Genomic DNA, 24,077 nt, shown 5'->3' with positions numbered 1-24,077 from the left:
TGGCCGGCCCGGCGCGCGGCGGCCGGATTCCTGAATCACCGCCGGCGGTCACCGGCCGGCGGTCACTCGGCGCTTCGGCGCCCGCTACTGGGCGCCTGGGCGCCGGTTACTGGGCGGCCGACGCCGCCGAGAGGGGCGCGAGCGCGTCGATGAACGCGGCCGACGGCGCGACCCAGCCGAAGATGCCGCCCTGGGCGGCGATCATTTCGAGCGCGACCCGCTGGAACTCCGGGAAGTAGCTGCCGACGCAGTCGGAAAGGACCAGGCACTCGTAACCGCGGTCGTTGGCCTCCCGGACCGTCGTGTGCACGCACACCTCGGTCGTGACCCCGGTGACGACGAGGCTCTTTATGCCCTTCTCCGCCAGGACGTCGCCGAACGAGGTGGCGTAGAAAGCACCCTTCCCCGGCTTGTCGATGACGATCTCGCCCTCGACCGGCGCGAGTTCGTCGATGATGTCCTGGCCGTATTCGCCGCGAATGAGAATTCGCCCCTTCGGGCCCACGTCGCCGATCTTCAGGGCCGCGTCCCCCCGGTTCAGCTTGGCCGGGGGCAGGTCCGAGAGGTCCGGCAGGTGGCCTTCTCGGGTGTGGATGACGGTCAGGCCGGCGGCGCGGACCGCGGCGAGAACCGCCGCCAGCGGCTCGATGGTGCTCCGCAGTTGGGACACGTCGTTACCGAGGCTTTCACCGAAACCGCCCGGCTCCATGAAGTCGCGCTGCATGTCGATGACGACGAGCGCGGTCGTGGCCGGGTCGAAGGTGAAGTCGTATGGACGTGCCAGGAGGGTGAGTGGTGCGCTTGTCATGCCAGAGTCCTGTCGTCGGCGGAGACGGGGACGGTATGCGGCGACCTGGAAGTACCGAACCGGCCAGTACGGCCGTCGGCTCATTGCTCGGATCGCTGTACGGGGACGAGGACCGGGACAGGGGCAAGCCGGCCGGATACCCGGACTCGGGAGACCTCATACGTGCGATTCGGTCGGGGTTTGGGCCTGGATACCGCGGGCGCTAGCTGCCTGGCGATGACTGTCGGGCCGCCTGGTTTCGGGCCGCGTGTCGCTGTGTAACGCAGCAGTAAATGATGTATACGGCCTCGTATCCTATGCCGTATACAGAACCACGGAACGGCCGTCAGCGACACTATGTAGCCAAGCCATGACTTTCCGCCGTTCTGGCTGGAGCGGCTTCGGCTCCCTCGGCCGCGGGCGCGCTGGTCACGTCGACGACCGCGTCGAGGACGGCCGCCGCCGGGTCCGGCCGGCCGCCCGCGCAGCCCTGTCAACTCGTGGCCGGCAGCCACGACGCCGGCCGCGAAGGCCCCGCCGGCAGCCGCGTCCCCTCGTCCCCGAACGCCACATCCACCTGCCCCGCGCCCGCTCGAGCGCGTCGGTCGGGTTCGCCCTGGCCAGCACGGTACCGGTCAGGTCCGCCCGGTCCAGCCGGGCACCGGTCGGGTCCGCGGCGTCGAGGCCGACCCCGCGGAGGTCGGCGCCGCCAAGGGTGCGGCTGGCCAGGTCGAACAGGTCCATCAACTGTCCGTCGCCAACGCCGGTCTGGTGCCGTCCTGACGGCCGCCGTCTGCCTCGGGCGGAGGGGCGGGTCAGAGGTGGTGAGTCGCGAGAAAGCCGGCGATGGCGGCGTTGAAGGCGTCCGGGCGTTCCATATTCGGGTAGTGGGCGGTGCCGTCGATGGTCACGAGGCTCCCGTGCGGGACGGAGTCGGCGAGCCGCCGGCCCATCCGCAGGTGGTCGTCGCCGTCCAGCGCCCCGACCGCCGCGAGCACCGGCACGCCGATCCGCGGCACGCGCGCCCACGTGTCGGTGACCGGGGTCGGCGGGTGCGGGGGCACCGGCGCTCCTCCGGGCCCGCGCAGGAGGTGGGTGGCCAGCGTGCCCCGCACCATCGTGTCGACGAGGCGGGTCACGTCGGGCTCGACGGCGTTGGCGCCGCGACGAGGTCCGGGCACGAACCGCATGAACGCCTCGATCCAGCCCTCGAGGTCGCCGGCTTCCTCCGTACGCCGCCAGGTCTCCTGGATGTCGAGCACCCAGGGCTCCTGGAAGTCCGGCTCGCTGGTGCCGGTACCACTCACCACGAGGCCGGCCACCCGGTCGGGGTGTTCGAGGGCGGTGTCCACGGCGGTGCCCCCACCCATCGACACGCCCACCAGGACTGCCCGGTCGATCTCCAGCGCGTCGAGGAGGGCGACGACGTCGTCGCAGAGACGGTAGGGCATCGACGGCGTCGAGGACCAGCCGTGCCCACGGGCATCCGGCACCAGGACGCGGCGCTCGGGGAACGCGTCGAGCTGGGCGGACCACATCCGGTGATCGACCCCGCCGCCGTGCAGGAGGACCAGCGGGATGCCGCCGGCGCCCAGGTCGCGGTCCAGATAGGCGATGCGCTGGTCGCCGAGGTCGAGGGTGCGCAGAGGAGCCAGCATCGCGGTCATGACACCCAAGGTGTCATGCCGTAACGAGGATTGACAACCCAGGTGTCATAACCTTGACCTGTGAGCTCCTCCCGGCCCAACCGCCTCTCGCCCGGCCCCGACGCGCCCAGCCCAGAGGCGCAGCTCGCGCCCGACGACCTGGCGAACCGACTGGCCGAGGTCTACCTCGTCGTCGGCCCGCTGTACCGCAAGGTCCTGCGCGTGGTCGAACGCAGCCAACCAGCGATGGGCATGTCCGTCGGCGTCCGCGCCGTGCTGGACCAGTTGCGCCGGCGCGGCACGCTGACCGTTCCCCAGCTGGCCCGCGACCAGGACCTCAGCCGCCAGTTCGTGCAGCGGATGGTCAACGACGCCCGGGCCGCTGGCTGGGTCGAGACCGTCGACAATCCCGCCCACCGCCGTTCCCACCACGTCCGGCTCACGCCCACCGGTGGCCAGGCGATCGGCGCCGTGGCCGCGCGCGAGCACGACCTGCTGCGCCAGGTCGCCGGGACCATCACCGGCGCCGACGTCGACGCGACCCTACGCGTGCTCACCGCGATGCTCGACGCCCTCGACGACCGCGACCGCGACGGTGACCGGGACGGCGACGCCGACCGCGGCGGGAGCAGCCGCGACCGGTCCGACGACTGAACCATCGCCGGCCAGATGACCAGGCAGGCCTCGGGTCGCGGGTCGCCGCGGATCCGCGGGTGGACGGGTGCCCGCCGATGGTGACCTCGAGCGGAGGCCTCATCCGGTTGCTGAACATGCCCTGCTTTCTGTATGGACGGCGCCGGGCGGCAGGCGCCGGCGCGGGCAGACAGCGGCTCCTCGTCGGTCTGTTCCGTCGGCCAGGGCCAGCGGACATGACCGCGGTTTCTTACGATCAGGCGTTCCGGTCGCCTGGCTGCCCGTCCTCAAAGGTGCCGCCGGCCCGCCGTGAGGTCTCGGGAATGAACGATTTGTGGTCAAGATCGAATGTTTTCGCCCGACGTGGTGGTCCCCGAACACGTACTGAACGCTCTTCCGTCAGGAGTAGTCTGGTTCTTGCGACATGTTTCGGCCAGACGACGGGGGCCGCATGCGGACGCGGGGTTTCTTCGGCGCGGGGTTTCTTCGCCGCGCAGGGTTTCTTCGGCGCGCCGGGGTCTCTCGACCCGCTGGTCGGCTGAAGCCATGACGCGGGTTGGGGACTGGGAACCGGGCGACGTGGTGCTCGGCCTGTACGAGGTGCTCGACGTGGTGCACAGCGGCGGCATGGGCGTCGTTCACCGGGTGCGTCATCGCGGCTGGCGGGTCGACATGGCCGTGAAGACGCCGCGCTCGAAGACGGTCCGCACGCCGACGGGCCGCGCCCGTTTCGAGGCCGAGGCCGCCACCTGGGTGAAACTCGGGCTGCACCCGCACACGGTCGCCTGCGCGTACGTCCGCACCATCGACGACATCCCCCGGGTGTTCGCCGAGTGGGTGGACGGCGGAAGCCTCGCGCAGGCCGTGAGCGGCCGGGGCCTTTACGCGGGCGGCGGGCGGGCCGCTCTCGGCCGGATTCTCGACACGGCCGTCCAGATGGCGTGGGGCCTCGCCCACGCGCACGAGGCCGGGCTCGTCCACATGGACGTCAAACCCGCCAACGTGATGCTGGAACCGGACGGCACGGCCAAGGTGACCGACTTCGGCGTGGCCAAGGCGCGGGCGGCCGCCGACGAGAGCGCCCCCGCCCGGCCACCGGACGGTCCGGTGGGAGTCAGCTTCGGCGGGATGACGCCCGCCTACTGCTCGCCGGAACAGGCCAGCGCCGCCGTGGACCGGAGCGTCCGGCTGACCACCGCGACGGACGTGTGGTCCTGGGCGGTGACCGTCCTGGAGATGTTCGCGGGCGGCCGGCCGTGGCGCCACGGCCCGGCGGCCGGGGACGCGCTCGACGCGTTCGGGCGCGACGGCGGCGCCCGCGACCCGCGGATCCCGCCGATGCCCGCGGACGTGGCGGTCCTGCTGCGCGAGTGCTTCGCCGCCGACCCGGCCGCCCGCCCCGCGAGCCTCGCCGACGTGGCGGCACGGCTGTGCGGGCTGTACCCCGAGCTCGTCGGCGCCGCCTACGAACGGCCCGTGCCCAGGCCGGCGCGCCTGCTGGCGGACGGCCTGTCGAACCAGGCCCTGTCGTTCCTGGACCTGGGCCTGATCGAGGAGGCCGAACAGCTGTGGTCGCGGGCTCTCGACACCGACCCGTACCACCTTCCCTCGGTCTACAACCTCGGCCTGCACCGCTGGCGGTCGGGCCGGCAGACCGGCGAGGAGCTCGTCACGGACGTCGAGGCGGCGCTCGCCGCCGACGGCGGCGGGCCGGCGGGGCACGGCGCCCTGCTCCTCGGCGCCGCGCAGCTGGAGCGGCACGAGGACGAGCGGGCCGGGGAACTGTTGCGGGAGGCGTCCGCCGCCGACCCGGACTCGGCGGACGTCGCCGCGGCGCTCACCGCGTGGGAGCATCGCCCGCCGCGGGTCCACGTGGGCCTCGACGACCACGACGCGGACGTGTCGGCCGTCGCGAGCAGCGCCGACGGCGGCCTCGTCCTGTCCGGCGACCGCGGGGGCAGGCTGCTGCTCTGGGCGCCGGCGCGCGGCAGGCGGCGGGTGCGGCGCACCCTCACGAAGCGCGGACAGCCCGTCACGGCCGTGGCGATGGACGCGGCCGGCACGGTCGGGCTCGCCGTCCGGGACGGCGCCGCCGAGGTGTGGGACCTCGGGCGCGGCCGGCGACGGGAGCTGGAGAAGATCGACGGGGATACCGCCGTGACAGCCGTGGCGGTGAGCGGCGACGGCCGGTACGTCGCGACGGGGTCCGCGAGCGGCGTGATCCGGATCTGGGAGTCGGGTACGCCCCGATACGTCGGCACGGTGGACCGCCACACGGGGGCGATCAGCGCGCTGGCGCTGAGCCACGACGGCGGCCGGGCACTGTCGGCGTCGTTCGGCGGGCTCATGGGAGACGGCGACGGAACCGTCCGTACCTGGGACGTGGCCAGCAGGACCTGTACCGCGACGCTGGTCGGGCCGCCGAGGGGAACGCTGGGCGGCAGTCCCGTGCGCAAGTACCCGATGGACATCGCGGCGGTGTCCCCCGACGCGCGGTGCGCCGTGGTCGCCTGGTGGCGCGGGCCGCTCACCTTGTGGGACGCGCGCCGACTCACTGTCGTGAGCGAGGTCGATCACACCTGGCGGTCCGTGGGGTCCCTGGCGGTGAGCTCGGTCGGCCCGACCGTCGTGACGGCGGGCGACGCCGGGGTGCCGGTTCAGGCGTGGGACGCCACGACCGGACGCTGCCTGCGCACGCTCGACCAGCAGCTGCCATCCCATGGCCGGTGGGTGCGCACCGCGACGGTCAGCGCCGACGGCCAGGTCGTCGTCCTCGGCATCGGCGGCGGCCACGTGGCGGTCCGATCACTGCCCGCCGCCGACTACCAGGCACCCTGGTGCTACGCGCGGCCGCGGTCAGCCCGTGAGGTCACCGGGGCGCGGGACGTGTTCGGCGAGCTGATGGACCGGGTGGATGGCCTGACGGCACAGGGTCGACTCTCCGCCGCCGCCGAGGCCCTGCGGTCCGCCCAGGAGATGCCGGGTTTCGCCCGCCACCCGGATCTGCGGGCGGCGTGGGCGCGGGTCGGCGCGCACGGCCGCAGGTCCGCCCTGCTCGGCGCGTGGCCGCTGTACGCGTTCGACGGGAACGGGGTGTTCACGCGGCCGTTGGCCCTGGCCATGACCGGGGACGGCCTGGTCTCGGCGACCGGCCGGTGGACCGGCGAGGTGGAGGTCTGGGACTTCGCCGCCGGGGAGCGGCTGCATGTCTTCGACCGTGGCACCGGCGGGGGTGCCCAGGACATCCAGTTCGCCCTCGACGAGCGCCTGCTCGTGGTCCTGACCGCTCAGGGCACGGTGCGGTTGTTGAGTCTCACCGACGGCAACATGTACTTGTTCACCACCGAGCTGGGCGCGATCTCCGCGTTCGCGCTCACGCCCACGGACGATCGCGTCCTGATGGGTTACGAGTCCGGCGACCTGCGCCTGCTCCGGCTGACCACGGGCGAGATCCTGCGCGAGGTGCGGGCACACGACGGCGCGGTGCACACGGTCGCGCTCAGCCCTGACGGCCGGCATGCGGCCACGCTCGGCGGCATCCGCCCGGACGTCGACCTGTCTGGCAACCCCTTCGTCGACCACGACGTCAAGCTGTGGTCGCTCGACGCGGACCGTCCCAGGTGGGCGCTGGGGTCGCGCGCCCGATACGAGCGCCTCGACTTCAGCGCCGACAGCCGGACCCTCTTCGTGTCCGGAGGCCGGTCGGTCGGCGCCTGGGACGTCGGCGACGGCGCGCTCCGCTTCTCCGTGGACCGCGCGGGCGGCACCCATGTTCCCGGCGAGCCCGCCATCGCCTTCAGCGCGGACGGCGCGCTGGCCGCGACGCCTGATCACGACGTGCTGCGGGTGTGGGCCACCGACACTGGACAGACGCGCCAGACCCTGCGGCTGCCGAAAACGCCACAGGCCTTCGCCCTCAGTGCCGACGGGACGTTCGCGATCACCGGCGACTGGGACCGCCAGGTGCGGGTGTGGGACGTCTCGTCCGGGCGCTGCCTGCGCACGTTGGAGAGCCACCGGGCACCGGTCTACCAGGCGACCCTGAACCGGGACGGCACGCTGCTGGCGACCGCCGACATGGACTCCCGGCTGTGCGCCTGGGAGCTTGCCTGGGACTACACATTCCCGCCCGAGTCCCCGGAGTGACCAGCGACCTGCCGGCCTCCTCGGCCTCGGATTCCGGATCGGCGTAGGCGTCGACGACGAGGCGGCCGCCTACGGCTAACCGAACGGGTCGGGGCGTGGCGCCCGGGAGGGCGGAATCAGCGCGCCGACCACGCTCAGCACCATTCCGGCGGCGACCACCCACGGGCCAGCGCTGAACAGGTCGAGCTCGCCATCGGAAAGATCGTTGCATGCCACAAAATGGCAGATCACGGCGGCAACGCCGCCGACGCCGGCGATGATGGCCAGCGGCGTCCTCGTCGGGCTCGGGGTCAGCGCGGCGGCCAACGCGACGACAAGAAGGCCGAAAATGGCGAGATAGAGGCCGAACTCGAAGTAGGGACCGACGAAACCGGGTGGGTCGCCTTCCCACCCGATGGACGAGTCGACGATTTCGCGGATGTCGTTGGCCGAGACCTCCACCCCGTCCTCCGATATCCAGGGCACGGCGAACAGGCCGAGCAGCATCGCCAGGGCGCCGACCACGACCGTCACCACGGCGAACGGGTTCGGCCGCCCGCCGCCGGCACCCGGGACAGGCCGCGATTGCGGCGGCGCGGCGGATTCAGGGCCGTACCAGCCGCGGCCGTTGGTGACCTGGTCGGTCCATTGGGCGCCGTCGAAGTAGCGCTGGGCGAAGCGCGCGGCCGGGTCGGGGTACCAGCCGGGGGCGGCGGACCCGCCCCCTGGGGCGGTCACCGGCGGCGATCCAGGACGGCGCGCAGATCCATGAGGGCAGAGTATAGGAACGACTTCAACCAGTTACGACGTACTCGCGAGGGTTGACCACCGATTGTCCGCCAGTGTCGGGGCTGTTTTGTGGACGGTGTTTCCAGGGATTTGGTTCAGCATGTCTCGGCGAACGGCCGGCGGTCACAGAAAGTGATCGCAAGGCGTTGATCACGAGTTTCCAGCGAGCCGCCCGCCGGACGCGACTCGCGACTCGGACGATCATCTCGTCCACACGGACGGTGTATGTGGATGCCATACGCGGACGGATGCCATATGTGGACAACGGCTCACCGGAGTTGGTCCATGCCCGCGCCGCCGACCACCTCGCCGCGGCGGCGGACCGGCCACGTCCAGGCGGATCCGCGTCAGCCGACGGACATCCTGACAAGTGAGCGGCCGCTTCAGTGCCTCTCCTCGACGGGGCCGCCGACACCGGATCAGTCGAAGACGATTACCTGACGGCCGACGACGTCGCCGCGGGCGAGCGCTTCGAGGTTGTCGTTGATGTCCTCGAAGTTCACCGTGGTGACGGTGTGCCTGATCTGTCCCGCGGCGGCCAGGGCAAGGACTTCGGTGAGATCGTTGTGGTTTCCCCAGAACGAGCCGAAGTAGGAGAGCTCGGTGCCCACGATCACGTTCAGCGGCACCTCGACCTTGGTACCCATGAGGCCCACCGAGGCGACTGCTCCCTCGGCGGCGAGAATCTCGAAGTCGAGCGCGATCGACGCGGGGGCGCCGGCGCAGTCCAGGATCGCGTCGACCGTCCGGCGACCGGTGAGCCGCTCCAGTTCGTCCTGTACCTGGCGGGAGCTCAGGTCACGGGTGTTCACGGTGTGATCGGCGCCGCCCTGCCGGGCGACCGCCAGCTTCTCGTCGGTGCGGGAGAACGCGACCACGGTGGCGCCGCCGCCGAGCAGCTTTGCGTACTGCACGGCGTAGCTGCCGAGTCCGCCGATGCCGACGACCACCACGGTGCGCCCTGGTCCAAGCTTTCCGGCTGCTACCAGCTTCTTCACGCCGCGGTAGGGAGTCAGCCCGGCATCGGTCAACGGCGCGAGGTGCTCCGCCTTCTGGTCGCCACCGGGCACCTGGACCAGGTGCCGATGCGGGACGGCCACGTATTCCGCGAAGCCGCCAGGCGGGCCGAATCCGATCCATCCACCGGTCCCGGTGCACAGTTGCTCATTGCCCTCATGGCATTGCCGGCACGTGCCGTCTCCCCACCCCGCGCTGACCAGCACCAGCTCGCCTTCGGCCAGGCCCGCCGAACGCGGTACGGCGGAGCCGGTCCCGGCCACGTGGCCCGCGACCTCGTGCCCGGGAACGGCCGGGAACTCCATCGGCGCGGCCCGCTGGAAGTAGCCCTCGAGCAACTGGTGGTCGCTGCGGCACATCCCGGTCGCCGCCACCTTGACCAGGACCTCGTCCGGCCCGGGAGCGGGAACCGGAATCTCCTCGAGCCGCAGCGGCTGGTGGTACCCGTACATCCGGGCCGCCCTCATCAGCACAGCGATCTCCTTCGCTCTACTGGAACACGCGGTGCCCTACCCCGAGTCGCCAGGCCCAAGACCCGGGTTGCCAGATCCAATCCCGCGCGTCCCGCCAAATCACGCATTTTCGGAACACGGCGGAAGACCGGACCTGACAGGTAGTGGACTGCCGGTGTTCTCAGCGCTCTCCGGGTACCCGCCGGGCGGTGCGTGGCTCGGCGGGTGTGCCGGAGATGTGCCCAGGTGCGCCGGAGACGTCAGGTGCCGCGGGTCGCCGGCCGCGTCTTCCTGCGGACGGGACGGCGGGGGAAACCACGGGTGTCGCGCGGCTGGGTGTACGGCTCGGCGCCGGGCGGATAGCCACCGGCGATGGCCCGCTGACGGGCCAGCTCCGCGTCGAACTCCAGTCCGAGCAGGATCGCGAGGTTGGTCAGCCATAGCCACACCAGGAAGATGATGATCCCGGCCAGGGCGCCGTAGGTCTTGTTGTACGAGCCGAAATTGGCCACGTAGAACGCGAAGGCGCCGGAGGCGATCATCCAGATCGCCAGCGCGAGGATGCTGCCCGGCGTCAGCCAGCGGAAGCCCTGATGCCGAACGTTCGGCGCCGCCCAGTACAGGATCGCGATCATCAGGATGACGAGGACGACGAGCACCGGCCATTTTGCGTACGACCACACCTCGACCGCCGTCTGGCCAAAGCCGAGCGCCGCCCCGGCCTGGCGAGCCACGCCACCGCTGAACACCACGATCACGGCGCTCAGGGCGAGAAGCAGCATCAGCGCGACGGTCACCGCTATCCGCAACGGCGCGATCTTCCAGACCGGTCGGCCCTCCGGAATGTCGTACACCGCGTTGGCGGCTCGGATGAACGCGGCCACGTAGCCCGACGCCGACCACATCGCTCCGGCCAGGCCAAGGATCGCGATGACCCCACCCGCGCCGGCGCTGTCGCGGACGCCGTTCACCGCGTTGGTCACCACGTCCCGCGCGGAGCTCGGGGTCAGGTGCTGGAGGTTGTCGAGGATCGTCGCGGTCGCGGACCTGCCGATCACACCCAGCAGCGACACCAGGACCAGCAGGGCGGGGAAGATCGACTGTATCGAGTAGTACGTCAGCGCCGCGGCCCGGTCGGACAGCGCGTCGTCGTTGAACTCGGTGATCGTCCTGCGCAGCACCGCCCACCACGACGCCAGCCGCAGCTCTCCCGGCCGGTCCGGCTGGGCCTCCTGGACGGCCTCGTCCGGGCCCGTGCCCACCGCGAGTTCCGTGGGCTGGCGCTTCCGCCTGATCGACACCATGCCGCCGCATCTACCCCGGCACAACCGCGATAACGCCGCTGGCCTGGGCCGGGCACCGGGATTCATTCCGGATGGCGGCATTGCCGATGACGCCGCGCTGGCCAGATCGCCGGGCTGGTCAGAACCCTCGGGCTGGCCGGCGGCGTCGGCGACGGGACGCGTGAGCCTCGAGGAGGTTTTCAGTCGCTCGGCGGCGGAGCGCCGTCGGCTCCCGCGCGGGTCTCCGCCTGGGCGGGTAGCTGGCCCCCACCGACGCCCGCGGCCAGCAGGTCACGGATCTCGGTCAGCAGCCGCGCCTCGTCGCTGATCGAGGGAGCCTCGACCTCGTCGGTCTGCCCTCGCCGGCGCAGTTCGTTGAACCTGGCCAACGGGAAGACGACGACGAAGTAGATCACCGCGGCCACACTCAGGAAGGTGATCACATCGTTGAGGAACGTGCCGTAGTGGAAGACGCTGTGGTGCACGTGGAAGGTAAGGCTGGAGAAGTCCGGCTTCCCGAAGATCGCCGCGATCAACGGCGTGAAGATGTTCTTGACCAGCGACTGGACCACCGCGGTGAACGCGGTGCCGACCACGACGGCGACGGCCAGGTCGACGACGTTTCCCCTGGTGATGAACTGCCGGAACCCCACCAGCGGCGACCGGACGGCCTTCGCCGCCACCACCGCGTCGCCGATCACCTCACGCCGACCCGGCAACCGGACCCAGCCCCAGCCCGACAACCTCTTCCAACGCATATCCGCCCGCCCTCCGGTCCGATCATGCCGCCGGGCGATCTGTTTCCCGCTACGCGTGTTTAATTCCTCCCGCCGCGTCCGTAGCCGGCCGCCGGCAGACGCGCAGTCCGCGGCGGTGCTCGACATTGAGCTCCCGGCCTCGTCGCCCGGGGAGTTCGCCGTCGCCCGGGAGTTCGCCGCCGCGCACGCCCGGGGCGGCCTTTGGGGTGTGGCTCCGCCGTCAGGGACGCCGAGGCGGGCGAACACCAGGTCGCGGTCAGGACGGGTTACGGCGTCAATTCGACGGTCGTTCGTCGCCCTCGCGCGAGGACCGGAAGGCGCGCTCGAGACGTCGATGACGATGCGCGAACAGCCCCGACACGACCGACGCCACCACGGCGCCAAGGCCCGGCACCAGCGCGAGCGGCCGCCGTAGCTCAAAGACGATCCGATCGTGGACCACGGTCCGGCCACCGGTGCCAGTACCGGCGTCACACGGCTTGAGGATTCGCTCGTGCTCCCACCGCCGCATCGACAGCATCGTCGAGCGCTCGAGGAATCGCCGCCCTGGCTCGCGCTCCGCGATGACGAGGTCGTCGTAGTCGAACGGAACAAGGCCGAACAGCAGCAGCCAGCTCCGCCCGGCCAGGACGCCCAGCGGCAGGTCGTCCAGGCTGGCCCCGCGCAGCGCACGCGGCACCGTCATCCGCATCCAGGGCCTGAACTCGTCGTTCACGCCGTCCATACGGCTGACCCGAGCCCAGATCTCCCCCGCCGGGGCGGGCACCTCGCTTCGCCGCTCGATGAGCCGCGGCCGCCCGGCCTCCCGTCGACCACCGGTCACCCCCGTGAACCTAGCAAGCGGGGAATCCGCCCCGCGCGCCGGGAACGGTGATACTCGCCGATGCTTTCGCCCCGTCTGCTACCAGTGGTCGCGGTGCAGCACCTGGTCCAGGGGAACTCTGGGGGCCGGCCGGAATTCGGTGCCAACGGTGTAGGCGAGTGGAATGAAGGCGGCCAGCATCACCCGGTCGGCCGGGACGCCCAGCAGCGTGGCCATCTCACGTTCGAGGGGCGCCTGCGCGGTCGTCCACACCGTTCCCAACCCCCGCGCGCGGGCGGCGAGCATGAAACTCCACACGGCTGGCAGGATCGAGCCCCAGGTCATCGACTGCGCGAGGACGGAAGCGTCGTCGGTTCGCCCTTCGACGCAAGGGACCACGAGCGCGGGCACGCGGTGGATGTTGTCGTACAGGTGCTGGAAGCCGCTGCGCATCCTGGACAACGACGACGGGTAGGCGTTCATCCGCTCGGCGTCGCGCCGCGTCAGCGGGCTGGCGTGCGGGTCGGCCGCCGCGACCGCCCGCCGAAAGACGTCCGCGAGCGCGTGGCGTCGCTCCGGGTCGGTGACCACGACGAAATGCCACCGCTGCCGGTTACGGCCGGTGGGCGCCTGCACCGCGAGCTCGACGCACTCCTGGATGAGCTCCCATGGCACTGGCCGGGTCAGGTCCAACCGGTGGCGTACCGCCCGGGTGGTGGACAACAGCTCGTCGGGCGACAGGTCCAGCAGCATGCGCTTGCCTCTCGTGGCCTCTACGGATCGGGGAACCACAGGGTGCCGGCCAGGGACGTGAGGGCGGTAGCGTCCGGTTTCACCAGGTGAAAGTGCCGCGGGTGACCGCGGGACAGGGCGCGGTGATCACGGATTTTCCAGGATCATGCGCTGGCTGGGATGGCGCGATGTCCGGAAGGCGATGGCATGTCGACGGTAGGCAGGGCGCTGTCCCTCCTGGACGCGTTCTCCGACGGCTCGGCCAGCCTGCGGTTGACCACCATCGCGGCGCGCAGCGGCCTGCCGTTGCCTACGACGCTGCGGCTCGCGCGGGAACTCGTGGCGTGGGGAGGCCTGGAACGCCAGGCCGACGGGTCGTACCGGCTGGGAACCCGGCTGTGGGTGCTGGGCGGCCAGGTTCCGTGCCAGCGACGGCTCGCCGACGCCGGACGGCCCTACCTGCGCGGACTGCGCACGGCGACAGGCCGTGCCGTGGCGCTGACCTCCCTCGACGGCGATCGCCTGCTCATCATCGACGAACTGGACGCACCCGTGTCGAGGGGGTCGCACCTGCCGCTGCACGCGACGGCCGCGGGCAAACTCTTTCTGGCCCACGGTCCCGACGCGCTGCGACAGCGGGTTTTGAGCGACCTGACGCGGCTCACGCCGTATACCGTCACCGCGCCGGGGCTGCTCCACCGCCAGTTCGCCGACATTCGCGGCGGCTCGCTCGCGATTGCCAAGGAAGAAAGGCACCTGGGCGGGACCGAGATCGCCGCACCGGTGGGTCCGACAGGCGACGGCGGTCCAGCGGCGGCGCTCTCGGTGATAGCGCCATCCGTCCCGGCGGCGCGGCGAGCCGTGCCGTTGCTCGCCGCGGCCGCCGCTGCGCTCACCGCCCACCTCACCCCGTCCCTCTCGGCCTGAGGACGTTCCCGGCCGGATTCGGGCCGGCGTTGAGCGCGTATCGGGGGATTGGGGCCGCCATGCGGCGGGCGCGCTCAGGTCAGGCGGGCCCGCAGGAGGCAGAATTCGTTGCCCTCGGGGTCAGCCAGGACATGCCAGCTCACCTGGTCGCTCTGGCCGATGTCGACCGGGCGGGCGCCAACGGCCAGCAGGCGCTGAAGTTCGGCGTCCTGGTCGCGGTCGGTGGCGTTGACGTCGATATGCAGCCGCAGCTTGCCCGTCTTGGGCTCGGTGCTGGGGCTGAAGATCAGGGTCGGCTGCAAGCCGCCGAACCCTTCCGGCGGCCCGATCTCCACCACGCCGTCGTCGTCGTCCAGCACGCTGAACCCCAGTACCTCGCACCAGAACGCCGCCAGGGTCCGCGGGTCCCGGCAATCGATCACCAGCTCGGAAATTCGACAGGCCATGACCGGCACCCTAGGGGAAGGGCCGGGGGCGAAGAAGAAGCCGCGACGCCCCCGCGGGAGCGGGCCAGCCTGGCACACGTTTTCAATCGCGCCCTCACCGTCGCGGCGATCAAGACGTGGCTCCGCCACACCGTCCAAGCGCCATCAGAAACGACCCAGTGCCGTTATCCAGCAACGTTCGCCGCACCAGAACGGCCGTCGAGAGATCAGTCAGACGTTCCGCGTCATGGACGTCATGCCTCTTAATCACTACAATTGGTGCTATGGGTGGACGTAGGCAGGCGGGTCGGCTGGTCGTCACGCGGGCGGATGTCCGTTCGGCGTTGATCTACGCGCGTCGGTCTGTGTTGGACGACGGGAAGTCGGTCAGTGACCAGGAGTCCGAGGGCCGAGAGGACTGCGCCGAGCTCGGGTGGGACGTCGCCGATGTCTACACGGACAACGGCCGGTCGGCGTCGGAGTTCGCGAAGCGGGACCGGGAGGAGTGGTCCCGGCTGCTGGCCGACTTGGAGGCGGGCCGGGGTGATGCGCTGTGGTTGTGGGAGGCGTCGCGTGGGGACCGGAAGCTGACGGAGTGGTCGCAGCTTTTGGACTACTGCCACGACCACGGGATCCTGATCCGGGTTGCGTCGCATGACCGGACCTATGACATGGCCAACGCCCGTGACTGGGAGACGTTGGCCGAGGAGGGTATCCGGTCGGCAGCCGAGACGAAAAAGATCTCTCTACGGGTCCGGCGCGGCGTGGCCGGGGGCATCCGCAAGGGACGCCCGCAAGGTCCGGTGCCGTACGGCTATCGGCGTGAGTACGACCCGGAGACGAAGCGGCTGGTCGTCCAGAACCCGGACCCGGTCACGGCGCCGATCGTGCGGCGGATCGTGAAGGAGGTGGGTGAGGCGCGGTCGCTGCGTTCGATCGTCGCCGCGCTCAACGCCGAGGGGATCCCGTCGCCGAAGGGAGCCACGTGGACGGCGGGCACGGTGCGCCGGATCGCGACCGCCGAGGTGTACGTCGCGCGGCGGACCCATGGTGGTCGGGTCTATCCGGGTACGTGGCCCGCGCTGGTCGATGACCTGGCGTTTGCCGCCGCCGGTCGGGCGATGGCCGAGCGGACCGTCGGCGGACGGCCGGCAGCGGCATCGCGGCCGGGGCGGCAGCGCTACGAGTGGTCGGGGATCGCGGCCTGCGCGGTCTGCGGTGCTGGACTGTCGGTGAACCCGGGCGGGGCGCGTCGGCCGCATTACTGGTGTTCGACGGGGGCCCGCCATGTGTCGATCATGTTGGTCGAGTTCGACGCGCACCTGCTCACGTTGACGGTGCGCAGACTGGCCAGGCCGGACATCCTGGCACGGCTATCACGGCCTGACGATTCCCGGGCGGTGGCAGCCCGGCGCACCGTGGGGGAGCTTCAGGCCCGGCTATCCGGGTTCTACAAGGCCGCCGCGACGGGGAAGCTCAGCCCGCAGGGGCTGGCCGAGGTCGAGGCGGAGTTGTTGCCGCAGATCGCGGCGGCGCAGGTCGAGGCGGACACGGTCGCGGTGCCGCTGTACGTCGTGCGCCTGGTCGAGGGCCAGCCTTCTGAGTCCGAGATCCGTGCCCGGGTGGAGGCGTTGCCGGTCACGACCCGCCGCACGCTGTACCGCCTGTTGTTCGCGTCGGTGAAGGTCAAGCCCGCCGGACGCCGCCACGGCCCCGCGGGCACCATCGACGTCACCCGGCTCGACGTCCGCTGGCGCCAGTTCCGCCCGACGAGCCCGGCCGCGACCCAGCCCGAGCAGGAAGAGGAGGACTCAACCCGCACGTCGGCCGCCTGACCACCCGGCCCGACCTACCGACGGGCCGCCGAGCAGGGTGACGATCTGTTCCGCGGTCGCGTCATCGAGCGGCGGAGCCGCCGCGACCATCGCGTCAATCCACGCATCCGCCGCCGCCTGCGCACACAGCCGAGCCGCCTGCGACGCCCGCCCACCCGCACGAGCCCGACCACCAGGGCCAGCAGCAGGAGCAGGCCCGACCGCCGCGCCTGACGCGCCGCGCCCGACGTCAGCCGAGCGGCCCGCAGCGGTATCTGGTGCCGTTCGGGGGTCCCACCCGCCCACCCCCGCCAACGGTGGGCACGCCGCCGCAGAATCCTCCCGACCAGCAGAAGACAAGGCGAAAGACGAGTCGGGACCTTCGGTGCCCGCTTCTTCGGCGACCACCCGCCCCGCAAGGTCCGCACCGCCCGACGCGTCATCCTCGGCAAGGTCGAACAGCGCGATCTCCCCGGCCAACCGCACCGGCCCCCGACGCCTCACAGCCAGTCCCCGGGACGGTTGCCCGCCACAGGATCACGGCCACGTCCGGCATACCGCCAGGAGCCGACAACCAGCGTCGCCGGATCACCGTCCGGACGGCCGAACTCGTCGAGGACCACCAGCCCACCGCCATCGACGCCCAGGGGACGGCCCGCGAACGCCGCCGCCAACACCCGCGCGTAGCGCCGCCGCACCGTCCGCAGCGCGCAGAACGTCGTGGAGTACGCCCGGGACTTGGTCAGCGCGTGGCCGCCGAAGCCGAAACTGTGCGACCAGCGGATCAGCCCCGGCACCCGGCCGGGCGGACGGCCCGCCGCCGCATCCAACGCCGCCGTGAACGCGGTGTCCGAGCCCAGCCGCCAGCACGCCTCGACCAGCCGCCGGGCATGCTCACGCAACCCAAGTCGGGCCAACTGTCGCAGCGAACGCACCGGCGCGTCGAGTGCCCCGCCGTCAGTCGTCGACTTGGTCAGATACTTCGCCAGGTAGTTCCCGACCCGGGCCGCATCCATCTCCGACCCGAGCCGAATACGCCGGATGTCGACCTGCCCGCCCCAGCGCACCGCCCACCCGCCGGCCGACGCCGCGACCGGCAGCGCCCTCGACGCGTCGAGCAGCGCCACCCCCGCAGGATCCGGCGCGGCGACCGCCACCGACGCCACCACGTCCCGCAGGCAGTCCGCGACCAGCTCACCCGCGGCCCACTCCGGTACGCCGGTCAGCCCGCCCGACGAGTCGCGGCCGTCGACCCGCACCACGACATGCAGATGCACCAACCCGCGGCGCTGCACCTCCGCGACCCGCACGAACGACACCCGCACCTGCCGACGCAGCCCGGCGACGGTCAGCCCGGCTGCGGCCGCGATGGCCGATTCCAACGCGTCGCGGGTGGCCTTCCACAATGCCGAGACCATCGCGTTCCACACCACCGCCCGGCCATAGTCGAAACACGCCGAGCAGATCGGCTCCCCGAGCCGCCGGTCATCCGCCGCGTGGCGCAGGAGACACGACAACGCCCGGCCGTGTTCGCAGGTCCCGCGCCGCTGCCGACAGATCCGACTATCGGCACCCGTGCCCGCCCGGCGGGAATGCACCGCCCCGAAGCTCGGAGCCGTCAGCGTGATGAACCATGCCGGAGACCCCGCCGGCCCGGCCGAGCCACCGGCCGCGGCCTCCAGCCCGCCGACCACGATCCGCCGCGCATCCCGCTGATACAGCTTCGAGCAGTCCGGACACGCGCTGGCCCGCCGGTTGTTGCACCGCACATGTACCGTTGGCGGCGCCGCGGTCGCGCGGATCTCACCGGTCGCCAGGTCTACATGATCGCTGCGGCCCGAAAGCCTGATCGGCTGTACACAGCCACCCGCCGCCACGACCGGCGACACCACGTCGTCCACCATCGGGAACCGCTGCCTCCACCCCGGGACAGCAGGCCCGACCACACCCCACAGCAGTGCCCACCATGACCACGCCGACGACAGCGGCGCAGATCAGAAAGCGGGCACGGCGAAAAGGGACTACGGCCGTGACCTGCATAGCCACCCGCCCGAAAGCGGGGAGCGCCCGGGATACCCCGACACCGCCGAAGCGGCGTTGGGGTCACTCCAAACGCGGAGGTGGTGACACCGAAGCCCTGCCGAACCGCACCTGGCGAGCTCCCCTATAGATGGCGGCACCCGTACAAAGAAAGAGTAGGGAATATTGACACGCGCCTACCCGATGACCTTGCCCCTTAAGATACCCAGCCAACGCAAGCAAACACAGCCAAACAAACGCAAAGGACCAAAGACCCGCCGCTGCTAGTCCTGTCGGGTCAGCCGTCCCAGCCCGGGGCCAGCGAGCCGACCACCGCCGACAGCAGCGCGCGTCGCGACGGCTGACCCGACGCCGGCCCGAACACCAACACCGGACTCTCGTCCCCGAAGGCCTCCACGAACACGTACCCGGCCGGGACCTGCGCCAGTTGCGCCGCCAGCAGTTCGACACCCGTTCCCGGACGCGCCGACACCGTCGCCAGCGACGTTCTCCCTTCCTTCGCCCCGCCGCCGTCGCCGGCCGCGAACTCTGCCGCACTCCGCGCCAGGCAGGTCGGGCACCCGTCATGCGGACGGCCTTGCGCCGCGTCAATGCCACCGATCGGCGCCGCCGTGTCGTCGACCTCCCGACCGAGCAGCACCCGGGCAAGGTGGCCATCCGGCCAGCCCAACGCCCGACACAGCAACGTCAACGTCTCCGCGGTGACGTTGCGCCGGCCGTCGCCTCGCTGCACGATCCTGATCGTCGATACCGACACCCCCGACAACGCCGCCAACCGCGACTGGCCCACCAGGCACGCCGCCATCCGGCCGTTGAGCGCCCCCGCGACCGCCCGCCAGTCCTGGCCCGTCACTACCGAGCCGCTCACGCCGCCACCGCCCGCATCGCCCCGGACAGGCACACGCCCCGGGCGGGCACGACCAGTTCCCACACCACCAACGAAACGGCACACCCGTCGAGATCTGCTCGCACGTCGTGACAACGCGCCAGCCTGCTACGACGCATCGGCGGTCGAACCGCACACACCACCGGCGCCACCAACCCGACAGGCCGCACACCAACCAGCAGCCCACCAACCGCGCACGCCACCGCCGTCAACTCCACCGCCACACCGAGCGGCCACAGCACGACCGGCCCGGCCTCCGGATAGTGCCGGGCGAACTCGAACGCCAAGCGCACCAGATACGGCCGAGACAGGTACTCCACCGTCGCCCACCCGCACCCGCCGCCATCGACCGGATCCGAGCCCGGCGATCGACCCAGGACCAACCCGTCCGCCTTCAACGCCCGTAGCTCCGGCAACTCGACCGTCACCGGCCCACCTACCTCACCCAGAATGATCGTCACCGCAGTCACGGTTCCTACCTCCATCGAGCCGACGACGTCCGCACCCGCGGACCGTTACAGCCGGCCCTGACCAGGAATGGCGCCCTGCTGACCGGGGTCCGGTAGCCGCAACTATCGGCAACCGATCAGCTTCCGTAAGTGGCGACGCGAGGGGAATCTTCGGGGCGTCTCCGGACCCGATAGGCGCATCGCCGGGGGCATCTGAGGCTCATCCACCCCGACCCCGCTGACACCACGCCCCCCGGGCACGACGATCCGACAGGACAGCACCACACACCCAAGGGAAAGCCATGCCCCCGAGCCCGAACCCGCGCACCCTGCTCGGCCTGCTCCTGGTCCAACGCCGCTGGACCGTCGACCAGTTCTGCCGCGAATACGCCACCACCGCCGCCCGCCTCGACGACGTCACCACCCGCACCATCGACTACAGCACCGCCAAACGCTGGGTAGCCGGAAAAGTCACCCGACCCGTCCCCGCCTCCCGCCGCGTCCTCGAAGAACTCTTCGGCATCACCGCAGACCGCCTCCTGACCCCACCCCAGGGACCACCGCCCAGGACCGAACTCGCCCCACCCACCCGAGCGGGTCACCCAGCGACACGACCCGCGGCCAACAGTGAAGAAGCGTCGGGAAACGGTCCCATCTCCCCGTCCGTAGGAGGGCTACTCATGGCCGCAGAAGAAGCAGCCAACTTCCTACTCCGCGCCCACAGCGCCACCACCTCCGCCGACGTCGTCACCCTCCTCACCAACGAGGTACGCCGCATCGCCCACGCCTTCCCCACCGAAGGCGGCCCCACCCTGATCCCCGGCCTCGCCGCCGCGCAGCGCTTCGCCTTCCGCCACCTCGACGCACCCACCGACCCCAACCAAGCCCGCGACGTCTACTTCCTCGCCGCAGCCGCCAGCGGAATGCTCGCCCACGCCGCCCGCGACACCGGCCAACTCGACGCCGCCATGACCCAAACCCGCACAGCACTACTCTGCGCCGACCGCGCCGGCAGCCCCGCCCTACGCGTCTGGCTCCGCAACCGCCAGGCATCCAACGCCCGATGGGCCGGCTGGCACCACGACGCACTCCGCTACACCCAACTCGCCGACGCCGACGCCACCACAACCCGCGGAAGCGCCGCCGTCGAACACGCCTACTTGCAGGCCCGCGCCTACGCCACCGTCGGCGACATCGACCAAGCACACGCCGCCCTACGTGCCGCCGCAGAGGCACGCGACCGCGCCCAACCCGACGACCTCAGCGACCTCGGCGGATGGCTCACCATCAACGACGCCGACACCCTCTACATCGCCGCCGACGCCCACTCATTCCTGCCCGACCCAACCACAGCCGAAGCCGCCGCCACCACAGCCGTAGCCTCATTTGAGGCCACAACCGAGGCGCGTCACGGCAACACCAACGGGTCCTACGAAGCACTCGCGTTGGCAAGAGCCCGCGCCGGCAACGTCGAAGGCGTGCGCGAGGCCCTACAACCGATCCTCCATCTGCCCCCGCAGCACCGCGTCTACGGCCTCCTTGCAGACATCCAGCGCATCCACGATGTCCTGACCACACCCCGTTACCACAACACAACAGCCATCCGCGACCTCACGACCGAACTCGAGCAGTTCATGCAAGACAGGCCGCAGCCCGCCCTACCCCAGTAGCAAGTAGCGTCAAACGCGAGCACTCACGGCGTTACCGAATCCGTGTGTCGATGATCAAGGAAGCGTCGATGCAAGGATCGCGCCGCGCGACGACTGCTCACGGCGCTGACGCACCGTGCTCGAGAGCCGTCGCGGATCCAGGTCTTGATCGTACGGCGAGCCTCGAGTAGTAAGGTGCTCGTGTGAGCGAGACCTCAGATGAAGCGTTGTCCATCGTTGAGGACGAGGAACCGGGCCTTGGACTCGACGATGTTTACGAGCTGCGAGAAGTGGATCCTGATCCGGCGCAGATCAGCTACAGCGGCACCGACTTTGATATTGAGGGTCTCGTTAGGCGCCACAATAGAGGCGATATTGTAGTCCCTAGTTTTGGAAACAATGACGCTACCGTTGAAACGGCGGGATTCCAGAGAAGATTCGTTTGGCGACGCCCACAGATGGATCGCTTCATCGAATCACTACTGTTGGGGTATCCGATTCCGGGCATCTTTCTCGTCCAGCAGCAGGACCGCAGGTACCTAGTGCTAGACGGACAGCAGCGCATCAAGACTATGAGCGCCTTCTACGATGGGATATTTGCTGGACGAGAGTTTGCGCTACAGAATGTGGCGCCGAGGTTTCAAGACTTGACGTACCGTACACTAACCCCGGAACAGCGGCGAACTCTCGATAACACGTTCATCCAAGCCACCGTGGTGAAGACGGATGGCACCCGAGAATCTCTCGACGCGGTGTATCAGATTTTTGAGAGACTCAATTCCGGTGGCACTCAACTCACGCCCCATGAGATCCGGGTGGCTCTGTACGCGGGAGAGCTAATTGAATTCCTGACAGCCTTGAATGAGAAGCCTTCGTGGCGGGCTTTGTATGGCCCGGCCTCACCTCGTTTGCGTGATCAGGAGATCGTGCTGAGATTTATCGCACTCTACACGTCTCCCGGCAACTATAAGCGACCCTTGAAGAAGTATCTCAATGACTTCGTAGGCGCTCATCGGAACCTGGAAGACCTTCCGGTTGAAATTCTAGAGTCGAGGTTTGAGCGAGCAACTGAGCTTATACTCGCGCGAGCAGGGAGGCGCGCACTTAGGGCCAGAGGAAGTCAACTTAACGCGGCGTTGACGGAGGCGCTTCTCGTGGGGATCGCTCGACGTCTGGATGCGGGTACGGAGCCCACACCAGAGGATATCGACGAGCAGATACGGAGGCTCCTGGAAGAGCCGGAGCTTGAACAGGTCACCGCTAGGGCGACGGCGGACGAGGAGAGTGTTCGAACGCGTCTCGCCCTCGCGACCAAAGCGTTTGCTCGCATATAGATGTCGACGACGCGCAGCCCGATAGACGTCTGGCCACCCGCAGAAGTAACATTTATCCTGAAACGGCTTTCCGAGCTTGCTTCTATAGTGGAAGAGCAGGCTCGTTCGTCGAATGATCAGGAGATCGTCTCATGGCTGGCGCGCCTCCTAGTCATTCGCAGCTGCGGATACCTAGAACAAACAGTCGCCGAGACCGCGCGAGCTTACACGAGGCATAAATCCTATGGACTCGTACGCTCCTTTTCCCTTGGCTGGTTAGAGAGAACACACAACCCGACTCCGGATGCACTGGAGACATTCACCGGTCGTTTTGATGCTGGAATGCAGGAAGAACTCGGCGAATTCTTGAACGCAAACGACGAGGAGTTGCGGCGCGAGCTCGCATTTCTGGTCGATCGGCGCAACAGGATTGCACACGGCTTGAACGAGGGGATCGGGGTCGTCAAAGCGCTAGCACTTAAGGATGTAGCATGTCAGGTTGCGGACTGGTTCATACTTCGGTTCCGTCCTACCTGAGGTCGTAGGCAGTATCGGTAGAGATTCGACCTCGCTCGTCGCGCGAGACCGTCGACGGCGGATGTCTGTGGACGGTTCCAGGTGGCAGTCACCGCGACAGCTAAGCCCGCGAACGCGAGCGGACTACCACGGATCTTGATGAAGAAAGATGATCTTTGTCGCAGCAAATCTATGAGGTTTTTGCACAGGGATCGCATCGCGCGAAGGTCGGCCGGAGGTGCCGCGGATCCGTCGCACGCACCGTTCAACAACCAGGTAGAGAACCTTCGCCTGAGATCTGCACGTCTCTTCTCGGATCAAGATTCTGACCGGGATTCGAAAGCGGCACAGCTCGCTCGGGCGGCTGCCCGGGCGTCAACCGCCAGTAGGTGTCAGCAGCAACATCCCGCACCACCAGCGTCGTCGCCGTATAGATACGACCGGAGCCCCCGCCCGAGCCCCGGTATTTTTCAACTTCCACCGCCCGTTGCAGGGCAGAGACAAAGAGTTCATTGGCGGAGTCCTCAGACATTTGAGCGGTGACTACCGTGCACGGGCTGAGTAGTTTCTCAATGCGAAGTATCGATGTTTTGCGGGGCGCGGGGCCAGCAGATGCCGCCCGTTCGTCGAGACCAGAGATGTACATGTTGACTTCGAGGTGGTACAGATAAAAGCCTCGCGGGGAGTTATTCTCGAACTCAAGATCTCTCATTTCAAAAGCAAATCGCGGCTCGATTGAGTTGAATCTGATCCTCAGTAGATTTAACAGCTGCCCATCTTCTTCGGAGGCCCGTGAATCTAGAAGCGCCTCATTTGCGATGTCCACGGAGTCTCGCGCCGCAACAATCGCTAACCAGCCAAAGATCGATGACGTGATTAGAGTAAGTGCGGCAATTGAAATACCGACGATCTCAAAGATGTGGCGACTGCGCCCACCGCCGGGATCGGGATCGTCCGGCCCACCGCCGGGATCGGGATCGTCCGGCCCACCGCCGGGATCGGGATCGTCCGGCCCACCGCCGGGATCGGGATCG

General features: G+C 69.5%; 21 protein-coding genes. 7 read left to right on the top strand and 14 right to left on the bottom strand.

The genetic code is table 11. From position 1 onward, the window contains the following. Positions 1-106: 106 nt before the first annotated feature. The 3 genes from I6A81_RS20945 to I6A81_RS20935 all read right to left on the bottom strand — a co-directional run bounded on the left by I6A81_RS20945 (position 107) and on the right by I6A81_RS20935 (position 2,454). Positions 107-808, bottom strand: coding sequence for a cysteine hydrolase family protein (locus I6A81_RS20945; RefSeq protein ID WP_202999985.1), 702 nt, complete (start codon positions 806-808; stop codon positions 107-109). 408 nt (positions 809-1,216) lie between these two features. Beyond that, complete coding sequence (locus tag I6A81_RS20940) at positions 1,217-1,531, bottom strand: pentapeptide repeat-containing protein (RefSeq protein ID WP_202999986.1); 315 nt, start codon at positions 1,529-1,531, stop codon at positions 1,217-1,219. A 71-nt stretch (positions 1,532-1,602) separates the two neighbouring features. Continuing rightward, positions 1,603-2,454: an alpha/beta fold hydrolase gene (locus tag I6A81_RS20935; RefSeq protein WP_202999987.1), complete on the bottom strand. Its 852-nt coding sequence runs from the start codon at positions 2,452-2,454 to the stop codon at positions 1,603-1,605. 60 nt (positions 2,455-2,514) lie between these two features. Between I6A81_RS20935 and I6A81_RS20930 the strand changes: the two genes are divergently transcribed. Together I6A81_RS20930 and I6A81_RS20925 are read left to right on the top strand one after the other, a co-directional pair. Then, a complete protein-coding gene (locus tag I6A81_RS20930; protein ID WP_202999989.1) occupies positions 2,515-3,087 on the top strand; it encodes a MarR family winged helix-turn-helix transcriptional regulator in 573 nt (190 codons plus the stop codon). A gap of 525 nt (positions 3,088-3,612) precedes the next feature. Next, the gene (locus I6A81_RS20925) at positions 3,613-7,212 is read left to right on the top strand and encodes a WD40 repeat domain-containing serine/threonine protein kinase (protein WP_202999990.1); all 3,600 of its coding nucleotides are present in this window, start codon (positions 3,613-3,615) and stop codon (positions 7,210-7,212) included. A gap of 75 nt (positions 7,213-7,287) precedes the next feature. Here I6A81_RS20925 and I6A81_RS20920 read toward each other — a convergent pair whose 3' ends face one another. The 6 genes from I6A81_RS20920 to I6A81_RS20895 form a co-directional block, all read right to left on the bottom strand. Then, positions 7,288-7,929, bottom strand: a complete 642-nt coding sequence (locus tag I6A81_RS20920; protein ID WP_202999991.1) for a DUF2510 domain-containing protein — start codon at positions 7,927-7,929, stop codon at positions 7,288-7,290. Positions 7,930-8,399: 470 nt separating this feature from the next. After that, a complete protein-coding gene (locus tag I6A81_RS20915) occupies positions 8,400-9,464 on the bottom strand; it encodes an NAD(P)-dependent alcohol dehydrogenase (protein ID WP_238428278.1) in 1,065 nt (354 codons plus the stop codon). A 245-nt stretch (positions 9,465-9,709) separates the two neighbouring features. Continuing rightward, positions 9,710-10,753: a YihY/virulence factor BrkB family protein gene (locus I6A81_RS20910; protein WP_202999993.1), complete on the bottom strand. Its 1,044-nt coding sequence runs from the start codon at positions 10,751-10,753 to the stop codon at positions 9,710-9,712. A gap of 179 nt (positions 10,754-10,932) precedes the next feature. Next, positions 10,933-11,433: a large conductance mechanosensitive channel protein MscL gene (gene mscL / locus I6A81_RS20905; RefSeq protein WP_407661344.1), complete on the bottom strand. Its 501-nt coding sequence runs from the start codon at positions 11,431-11,433 to the stop codon at positions 10,933-10,935. A gap of 331 nt (positions 11,434-11,764) precedes the next feature. Then, positions 11,765-12,313, bottom strand: coding sequence for a hypothetical protein (locus I6A81_RS20900; RefSeq protein ID WP_238428269.1), 549 nt, complete (start codon positions 12,311-12,313; stop codon positions 11,765-11,767). 78 nt (positions 12,314-12,391) lie between these two features. Further along, positions 12,392-13,045, bottom strand: a complete 654-nt coding sequence (locus I6A81_RS20895; protein WP_202999995.1) for a nitroreductase family protein — start codon at positions 13,043-13,045, stop codon at positions 12,392-12,394. A 186-nt stretch (positions 13,046-13,231) separates the two neighbouring features. Between I6A81_RS20895 and I6A81_RS20890 the strand changes: the two genes are divergently transcribed. Beyond that, positions 13,232-13,951 carry an IclR family transcriptional regulator gene (locus I6A81_RS20890; protein ID WP_202999997.1) on the top strand — a complete coding sequence of 240 codons (720 nt, stop codon included), beginning with the start codon at positions 13,232-13,234 and terminating at the stop codon, positions 13,949-13,951. 74 nt (positions 13,952-14,025) lie between these two features. Here I6A81_RS20890 and I6A81_RS20885 read toward each other — a convergent pair whose 3' ends face one another. Continuing rightward, positions 14,026-14,397, bottom strand: a complete 372-nt coding sequence (locus I6A81_RS20885) for a VOC family protein (protein ID WP_202999999.1) — start codon at positions 14,395-14,397, stop codon at positions 14,026-14,028. A 263-nt stretch (positions 14,398-14,660) separates the two neighbouring features. Between I6A81_RS20885 and I6A81_RS20880 the strand changes: the two genes are divergently transcribed. Then, entirely contained in the window at positions 14,661-16,211 is a 1,551-nt protein-coding gene (locus I6A81_RS20880; RefSeq protein WP_203000001.1) for a recombinase family protein, read from the top strand. Positions 16,212-16,690: 479 nt separating this feature from the next. Here the strand turns inward: I6A81_RS20880 and I6A81_RS20875 are convergent, their stop codons facing one another. The 3 genes from I6A81_RS20875 to I6A81_RS20865 form a co-directional block, all read right to left on the bottom strand. Continuing rightward, a complete protein-coding gene (locus tag I6A81_RS20875) occupies positions 16,691-18,094 on the bottom strand; it encodes a replication initiator (protein WP_238428270.1) in 1,404 nt (467 codons plus the stop codon). Positions 18,095-18,507: 413 nt separating this feature from the next. After that, positions 18,508-19,035 (bottom strand): hypothetical protein, encoded by a 528-nt coding sequence (locus tag I6A81_RS20870; RefSeq protein WP_203000003.1) that lies wholly within the window; start codon positions 19,033-19,035, stop codon positions 18,508-18,510. 59 nt (positions 19,036-19,094) lie between these two features. Further along, on the bottom strand, positions 19,095-19,577 hold the full coding sequence (locus tag I6A81_RS20865) for a hypothetical protein (protein ID WP_203000005.1): 483 nt from the start codon (positions 19,575-19,577) through the stop codon (positions 19,095-19,097). Positions 19,578-19,867: 290 nt separating this feature from the next. Here I6A81_RS20865 and I6A81_RS20860 point away from each other — a divergent pair, with 290 nt between their 5' ends. From I6A81_RS20860 to I6A81_RS20850, 3 genes are all read left to right on the top strand, one after another. Beyond that, the gene (locus I6A81_RS20860; RefSeq protein WP_203000007.1) at positions 19,868-21,235 is read left to right on the top strand and encodes a hypothetical protein; all 1,368 of its coding nucleotides are present in this window, start codon (positions 19,868-19,870) and stop codon (positions 21,233-21,235) included. A gap of 182 nt (positions 21,236-21,417) precedes the next feature. Beyond that, positions 21,418-22,548, top strand: coding sequence for a DUF262 domain-containing protein (locus I6A81_RS20855; RefSeq protein ID WP_203000009.1), 1,131 nt, complete (start codon positions 21,418-21,420; stop codon positions 22,546-22,548). Next, positions 22,549-23,064: a HEPN domain-containing protein gene (locus I6A81_RS20850; protein ID WP_203000011.1), complete on the top strand. Its 516-nt coding sequence runs from the start codon at positions 22,549-22,551 to the stop codon at positions 23,062-23,064. It begins immediately after the preceding gene. Between the two features lie 244 nt (positions 23,065-23,308). On the opposite strand, the gene I6A81_RS20845 is transcribed toward I6A81_RS20850, so the two are convergent. Further along, the coding region (locus I6A81_RS20845; protein ID WP_203010278.1) for a hypothetical protein at positions 23,309-24,077 on the bottom strand (769 nt) is incomplete at its 5' end.

Source organism: Frankia nepalensis, from assembly GCF_016786325.1.
Taxonomy (GTDB): domain Bacteria; phylum Actinomycetota; class Actinomycetes; order Frankiales; family Frankiaceae; genus Pseudofrankia; species Pseudofrankia nepalensis.
This window is presented reverse-complemented; position numbering and strand designations above follow the sequence as displayed.